This window comes from Mycobacterium sp. KBS0706 (genome assembly GCF_005938675.2).
In the GTDB taxonomy this organism is placed as follows: domain Bacteria; phylum Pseudomonadota; class Alphaproteobacteria; order DSM-16000; family Inquilinaceae; genus Inquilinus.
Genome location: NZ_VCCH02000320.1, coordinates 1 through 692 on the forward strand (window position 1 = coordinate 1; position 692 = coordinate 692).

1 protein-coding gene is annotated in these 692 nt (G+C 67.5%); it reads right to left on the bottom strand.

Going from position 1 to position 692, the window contains the following annotated elements; genetic code table 11:
• Positions 1-154: 154 nt before the first annotated feature.
• On the bottom strand, positions 155-692 hold a 538-nt coding region (locus FFK22_RS43665; protein WP_186002985.1), incomplete at its 5' end, for a hypothetical protein.

Here is a 692-nt window from a genome sequence, read left to right on the forward strand (position 1 = left end):
GCCCGGCCGTCCGAGAAGGGCGGTAACCGGCCATCGCACTCGGATCCCGATAACGGAAATGGCCGCGGGCGCCTCAAGGCCGCCTAGCCTGCGGTGGAGCGATCGACCTCATCTAGAATATTGATGCGTCGCAGGATCGACCACACCCGAGCAGCTAGGTCCCCGCCTTCGGTATAGCGAGACCGGCTTTGCGGAGGCCCTCGACAAGGGCCTGAATGATCTCCGGCGCCACGTTGCGGGCCTGCAGATCGGCCACGACGTGATCCCCGTAGTCCGGGTCGGCTTTGAGCAGAAGCTTGATTGCGGCAGCGGCGTCTTCGCTCCGTCCGAGCTGAGCGTAAGCCGTCGCGCGGGCGATCTGCGTGAGTCGGTTTTCCGGCAGGTCGATCTTCAGGGCCTCGTCCAGCGCGTCCTGGTATCGGGCGTCCATGTAGTCGGCGACGAAGAAGCCGAGGCGATAGAAGGTGGACTGGCCGGGGTTGCGGGAGAAGGCCTCGGTCAGGAGCGGCAGGCCTTCGGCGAACTCTCCCCTCAGGCACAGCCGGCCGCCGAGATCGGCCAGGAGCTCCGGGTTGTTCGGGTCGCGTGCCAGGCCGGCGCGGGCCGCGGCGAAGCTCTGCTCGACGTCGCGCCGCAGCCAGAACACCAGATGCAGCGCCTGGTAGCCAAGCGGCGCATCGGGGTCCACGGTC